At 72.6% G+C, this 6,269-nt stretch carries 5 protein-coding genes; 3 read left to right on the forward strand and 2 right to left on the reverse strand.

Going from position 1 to position 6,269, the window contains the following annotated elements:
* Positions 1 to 270: 270 nt before the first annotated feature.
* Together VFZ20_RS25090 and VFZ20_RS25095 are read right to left on the reverse strand one after the other, a co-directional pair.
* Complete coding sequence (locus VFZ20_RS25090) at positions 271 to 1,761, reverse strand: hypothetical protein (protein ID WP_329686702.1); 1,491 nt, start codon at positions 1,759 to 1,761, stop codon at positions 271 to 273.
* A 334-nt stretch (positions 1,762 to 2,095) separates the two neighbouring features.
* Positions 2,096 to 4,072, reverse strand: coding sequence for an Ig-like domain-containing protein (locus VFZ20_RS25095; protein WP_329686703.1), 1,977 nt, complete (start codon positions 4,070 to 4,072; stop codon positions 2,096 to 2,098).
* Positions 4,073 to 4,368: 296 nt separating this feature from the next.
* On the opposite strand from VFZ20_RS25095, the gene VFZ20_RS25100 reads away from it, so the two are divergent.
* The 3 genes from VFZ20_RS25100 to VFZ20_RS25110 form a co-directional block, all read left to right on the forward strand.
* Positions 4,369 to 5,061 carry a YggS family pyridoxal phosphate-dependent enzyme gene (locus tag VFZ20_RS25100; RefSeq protein ID WP_329686704.1) on the forward strand — a complete coding sequence of 231 codons (693 nt, stop codon included), beginning with the start codon at positions 4,369 to 4,371 and terminating at the stop codon, positions 5,059 to 5,061.
* Positions 5,058 to 5,579, forward strand: coding sequence for a DivIVA domain-containing protein (locus VFZ20_RS25105; protein ID WP_329686705.1), 522 nt, complete (start codon positions 5,058 to 5,060; stop codon positions 5,577 to 5,579). Before VFZ20_RS25100 ends, VFZ20_RS25105 begins: the two co-directional genes overlap by 4 nt.
* On the forward strand, positions 5,579 to 6,269 hold a 691-nt coding region (locus tag VFZ20_RS25110; protein ID WP_329686706.1), incomplete at its 3' end, for a purine-nucleoside phosphorylase. The genes VFZ20_RS25105 and VFZ20_RS25110, both read left to right, overlap by 1 nt.

The following is a 6,269-nucleotide window of genomic DNA, read 5'->3' on the forward strand; positions in this document are numbered from 1 at the left end:
TGAGCCATGGCGGCGACGAAGGATCTTGCCCGCGAAGCGACAAGCCGGCTCCAATGCACGGAATCCGGCCTCACGCTTCGCACACAAGATCCTTCGGTCGCGCCAAGGTCCTGGACGCGTTCACGTTACGCGCGGCGCTCCCTCAGGATGACGCTCCTTGGGTTCCATTGCAAGGGAGGTTTTGCAACATCCCTGAGGGGACATCGGCCGAAAAGAATGGAGCCCGCCGTCCAGCACGGCGGGCTCCTTTTTGTCATCCCTCCATCTGCCTCATCCCGCGGCGAAGCCGGAGACGACCTCCGTACGCGACGAGCTGCCGCTGCAGTAGGTGCGGGTGTAGGACCATTCCGGCTGGTCCAACTGCGCGCAGCTGTACGGGAACACGGACTGCCACGGCACGGAGCGGGTGAGGCGGATCGCCTGCGTGCCCACGTGCTCGCCGCCGGCCGTGACCACCCGCACGTCCAGCGTCCAGTCTTCGCCCGCGGGCACGATGGGCTCGCCCGGCGCGGACGTGTCGTTCCAGTGGTACACGTAGTAGTCCGCGCCCGTGACGTCGTCCCACAGCCGGTTGAAGCCCTGGCTGTGGTAGGTGACGGAGCCCGCCACCCACAGGTAGCTGAACGAGGTGAATCCTCCGCTGGAGCACAGGGAGAAGAGGGCCCGGCCGTCCACCTGGTCCACGCACGGCGCGTCCGCCGGGTACACCCACTCCGCCGCGTGCACGCCCGCCCCGCCCGTGGACATCGACACGCGGAGCACGGCCGGCGCCGCAATGGCGGCCGGCATGTAGCCGTACATCTGCGCGGACTGGTTGGCGACCGTCTGCGCGTAGCTGGAGCGATACTCGAACGCCATGCCCGACGCGCCGTCGCGCCACGTGTCGAACGCCGCGCTGCTGTCCACGATGGTCTGCTGGTCGAAGTACGCGGTGGTGTAGAACTGCGCGCTGGCGCCGTTCACCACGACGATGGCCGTGTCGCGGTTGTCCGCGGGGTTCCAGTCCGCGAGGCCCGTGGGGACGGCGCGCGCCTCCAGCGCGTACGCGCCGGCCGCCGGGAAGGTGTAGGTGAAGGCGCAGGTGACGGCGTCGCCCGCGTCCACCCAGACGTTGTGCGCGACGTCCACCCGCTGCCCGTCCGCCCACAGCTCGCACGAGGCGCGGGTGCCCAGGTCACCATTGTGCTCCGAGACGACGGCCAGGACGTTGACGGGCGTGCCCGCCTCCACCTGCGCGGGTGTGGAGAGGTCCACCCGCAGGTCCGGCAGCCGCCGAACGCGTCCCGTCACCGTCACCACGTCCGTGCGGCTGGCATCCACGCCCTGTACGTTGGTCTGCAGCTGGATCTCGTCTCCGCGCGCCATCCCCTGCAGCCGCACCTCGCCCGCGACCACGGGCAGGACGCGGGTGAATCGGTACTTGCCGTCGGGCGACGAGGCCTTGACCTGCACGCGGTCGATGGAGCCCGTGATGGACGGGTCCGTCGCGTGGCGGGCGGAAAGCAGCAGCGTCGTGTTGCCGGCCGGGTCCAGCACGGCCAGGGCGTCCACGACGGCGTTGCCGGAGCGCCCCGTGGCGGGCCGCCCGCCCGCGTCGCGGTAGCGCACGGCGTTGGAGACCAGCGCCGGCCCGGAAGACGAGGACAGCGACGGCATTCCGCCGGCGGCGGCGGACCCGGCGGTGGGTGTGTCGGTGCAGGCGCCCGTGAGAAGCGCGAGCGCGGCGGCGGCCACGAGGGCGCGCGGCGTACGTGTGTGCATTCCGATTGCCTCGCCATGGAAGTGGGGGATGAATGCCGGCGGGAGCGTCGGCCGGAGGGTGGGGATCCGACGAGGAGGGGCACATCGCAATGGCCGGTCCGGTGTGCCCCTGATTGCAACTCGTTTCCGTGCATGGAGATGGCGATCGGACGCGGATGCCTGGCTGGGGCGCGTGCGTCGCATCTGGCGCAAATCTGTCCCGAAGCGGACGGTCGGACCGTCGTCGAAGGCGGGTCGGCTCCGCGCGGAACGTCGAATGGCCCGCCCCCGGTGCACGGGGGCGGGCCATTCGTCAGCCGTCATCGGGGACCCGCGGCGGGACGCGTGCCGCTCGTCAGGGGGTGACCGTCAGGAGCGCGGGAAATCCCATGGCTTCCAGGTCCTCCGGCTCATAGACGTTGCCGTTGCCCGCCGCGTCGTCCAGGAAGATGAACTGCACGCGCCACTGGCCCGTTTCGCCGCCGGACGTGACGGCCAGCCGGCAGGTGATGGCCTGGGTTCCGGGCGCGGGTGCCACGGGGTTGTAGCGCATGCACGTCGCCGTCTGTCCCGACGGGCTCGCGAAGGTGGTCTGCGCCCGCAGCGCGCCGGAGCCCGCGTCGGTCACCTCCATCGTCACCGTGACGGAGTCCGCGCCGTTCGCGGCGACCGTGTCCGGCGAGAACGAGAAGCCCGTGAGCAACGGCTGGTCGGTGTCCGCCGGGGGGCCCGACACCCGGAGAACCGTGGGATGGCCGGCGGAGTCGAGCGCCGCCGTGTACATCTCGCGCGTGTTGCCCACGCCGTCGCGCGCCCGCACCACCTCCAGCGTCCAGCTGCCCGGCTGCCCGCCGGAGGGAACGGCCAGGCGGCACGAGAAGGTGCCCGCCGCCGCCGTTCCCGCGGACGGCGTGGTGGCCTGGCAATACTGCACGTGGTTGCCCGCCGGGCTGCGGAACCACGCCTCGGTGCCGGCCACCCCCGCGCCCGCGTCGGCCACCCGCAGCGACACCGTCGTGGAGTCCAGCCCGTTGGCGGCAATGCTGTCCGGCGAGAACGCCACGTCCGTGATGTCGGGCGCCTCGGTGTCGGGCGTGTCGCTGTCCACGTGTACCTGCGCCAGGACGCCGGCCGCCTGCAACTCGCTCCAGTCCTCGGCCCGCTCGTTCTCCGCGTGGTCCTCCGTCCACAGGAAGGTCACGCGCCAGGCGCCGCCCTCCGCGTGCGCGGGAATGAGCCCTCCGCAGGTGAAGGTGCCGTCCGCGGCGTCGCCGGCGGATGGCGCGTAGGTGTCGCACTGGACCATCTGCGTGCCCGACGGGCTGCTGAGACGCGCGAAGACGAAGCGCGTGCCCGTGCCGCCGTCCGTGAGCCGAACGGTGACGTGCACCGAGTCCAGCCCGTTGGCCGTCACGCGCGCGGGCGACACGGTCACGCCGTGCACCGTGGGCGCCACCATGTCGCCGTTCGTGCCGCGCACGAGCACCTTTACGCTGGACGTGCGCCTGCCGTCCGTGGCGAACACGCGCGTGGCGCCCGGCGCCAGGCCCGTCACGGTGCCGTTCGCCGACACGCGGGCAATGGTGGAGTCGGCGCTGGACCAGGCGAGGGCACCGGCGGGGGCGGGCCGTCCGGCCACGTCCAGCCGCTCCACCGCCAGGGGCAGGGAATCCCCCGTGGCCAGGCTGGGAAGCACGGGCGACATCCGCAGCCAGCCTCCTTCGCGCGGCACGGCCGCGGAAACGAGCACGGTGAACTGGAACGACTGCACCTCCGGCTCCACGGCAAAGCGCCACTCCGCGGGCGCCGTCGTGTCGCCGGGCGCCAGCAGGCCGTCGTACTGGAAGTACGGCTGCGCCGACGCCGTGAAGAACGCCTCGCCCGCGGGATTGGCCACCGCGACGGGACCCGTGGCGGAGGTGGGGCCGTTCGCGAAGAACACCCGCACCCCTTCCGCCGTGGGCGTCAGGCCGTCCGTGGTGCCCAGCGCCTGGCCCGTGAGGTTCTCCACCGTCACGTCGATGCGCAGGGTGGCCCCGTCGTACGCCAGGCCGCTGCTGCGCAGGCGCACGTTGAGCCCCTGCCCGCCCAGGATGGCCGCCGGGCCGGGCGCGCCAGGCGGGGGCGGCGCGCACTCCAGGGTCCCCGCGCGCAGGTCCGCGCGGCAGGCCAGGGCGGCCGCGGGGCCGGTGCCGGCCGGCGCCGGGCTCCCGGCCTCGGTGGGGATGTGGTCCGTGCAGGCCGCGGCCAGGAGCAGCGCAAGCGCGCCGGCGGACGCGCGAGCGCGGAACGGGCCGCGCCGGGCGGCGCGGAGCGGGGTGCCCATGTGCATGTGGATGTCTTTTCGCGTGGAGGGAGCGCCGGACTGGAGGTGGACGCAAAATGTCTCCATTGCAACGCCCGGGCCACGCTCCCATGTTCGTTAAACCCTTGTGGTACAGTCATTTGAGCCGCTTCCGCCGGACCGGATGGTGAGGCGTGTGGGCCCCGGCTGAGCCACCCGCGCCCCGGAATGGTCCCGGATTTCGGCGTCAAGGGGAAGGAGGGCCGTCGCGCGGCGCCCATCCGCCCCGCGCGGCCGTCCCCCCGCTGGCTGGCGTCCGGGGCGGCCTGTACGTTGCCCTGTCTATGAACGTGCAAGAGCTAAGGTCCCGCGTGGACGAGGTGCGGGAACGGATCCAGGCCGCGCGCCACCGCGCCGGACGCGCGGACGACGTGGTCCTCGTCGCCGTGACCAAGACGCATCCCCCGGAGATCGTCCGGCTGGCCCTGGAGGCCGGCGTGGCCGACGTGGGCGAGAACCGCGTGCAGGAGATGGACGACAAGGTGGGCGAGATCGGCCGCGGGGCCGTGCGCTGGCACCTCATCGGCCACCTGCAGCGCAACAAGGCCGCGCGCGCCGTGGCCCTCGCCGACCTCGTCCACTCGCTGGACAGCGTCCGGCTGGCGGAGGCCCTGTCGGCCGAGGCGGTCAAGGCCGGCGTCACCATCCGGGCCTTGGTGCAGGTGAACACGTCGGGCGAGGAGAGCAAGTTCGGCCTGGCGGCGGACGAGGCGCTGGATGCGATCGGCCGGATGGCGGCGCTGCCGGGGCTGCGGCTGGACGGGGTGATGACCATGGCGCCGTTCACGGACGACGCGGGCGTCATCCGCCGCACCTTCGCGGCCGCCCGCCGCCTGCGCGAGGAGGCCGCGCGGCAGGTGCCGGGCCTTGGGCACGAGCTTTCGATGGGCATGAGCAACGACTTCGAGGCCGCGGTGGAGGAGGGAAGCACCCTCGTCCGCGTGGGCTCCACCCTGTTTGGAGAGCGCGGGCCATGATCGACCTCACGCCGCTGGACGTACGAAAGAAGCGCGGCGACTTTCGCAAGGTGGTGCGCGGCTACGACGCCGCGGCCGTGGACGACTTCCTGGAGACTGTCGCCGGGCGGATGGAGGAGCTGGTGCGCGAGCAGAACGCGCTGGCCGCCCGCGTGGACTCCATGACGGACGCCATCGCCGCGTACCGCGAGCGCGAGCGCGCCATGAACGAGGCGCTGGTGAGCGCGCAGCAGCTGCGCGAGGACGTGCGCGAGCAGGCGGCGCGCGAGGCGGACCTGGTGCTGCGCGAGGCCCGCGCCGAGGCGGACCGCATCGTGGGCGAGGCGCGCCGGCAGGCCACGGCCGCCGCGGAGGCCCTGCGCCGCCTGCAGGGGCAGCGCGTGCGCTTCCTTCGCCTGTTCCGCACGCTCGTGGAGCGCCAGCTGGCCGAGATCGAGGCCGAGGAAGACCGCACGGCGGCCATCGGCCGCGGCGACGCGGACGAGAGCACAACCCTATCGGAGGGGCAGGGGGGCTGATGGCGACGGACCTTACGCAGCAGATCGACGCGGCCGTGCAGGCCATCCGCGGCCGCACGTCCGCGCAGCCGCGCATCGGGATCATCCTGGGCACGGGGCTGGGCGGGCTGGCGCAGCGCATCCAGGTGGAGACGTCCATCCCCTACGAGGAGATCGCGGGCTTTCCCCTCTCCACCGTGGAGTCGCACACGGGGCGGCTGCTCTTCGGCACGCTGGGCGGCAAGCCGGTGGTCGCCATGCAGGGCCGCTTTCACCGCTACGAGGGCTACACGCTGCAGCAGGCCACCTTTCCCGTCCGCGTCATGCGGGCGCTGGGGGCCGACACGCTCATCGTCTCCAACGCGTGCGGGGGGATGAACCCGTTCTGGGGCCCGGGCGACCTGGTGCTGCTGACGGACCACATCAACCTGCTGGGCGACAACCCGCTCATCGGCCCCAACGTGGACGCGCTGGGCGCGCGCTTTCCGGACATGTCCGCGCCGTACGACCCCGCCCTTCAGTCGCTCGCGGTCGAGGTCGCGCTGGAGAAGCAGATCACCCTGCGGCGCGGCGTGTACGTGGCCGTGGCGGGGCCGAACCTGGAGACCCGCGCCGAGTACCGCATGCTGCGGACGATGGGCGCGGACGTGGTGGGCATGTCTACCGTGCCCGAGGTGATCGTGGCCCTGCACGGGGGCATGCGGGTGATGG

The sequence above is a fragment of the Longimicrobium sp. genome (assembly GCF_036280135.1).
In the GTDB taxonomy this organism is placed as follows: Bacteria; Gemmatimonadota; Gemmatimonadetes; order Longimicrobiales; family Longimicrobiaceae; genus Longimicrobium.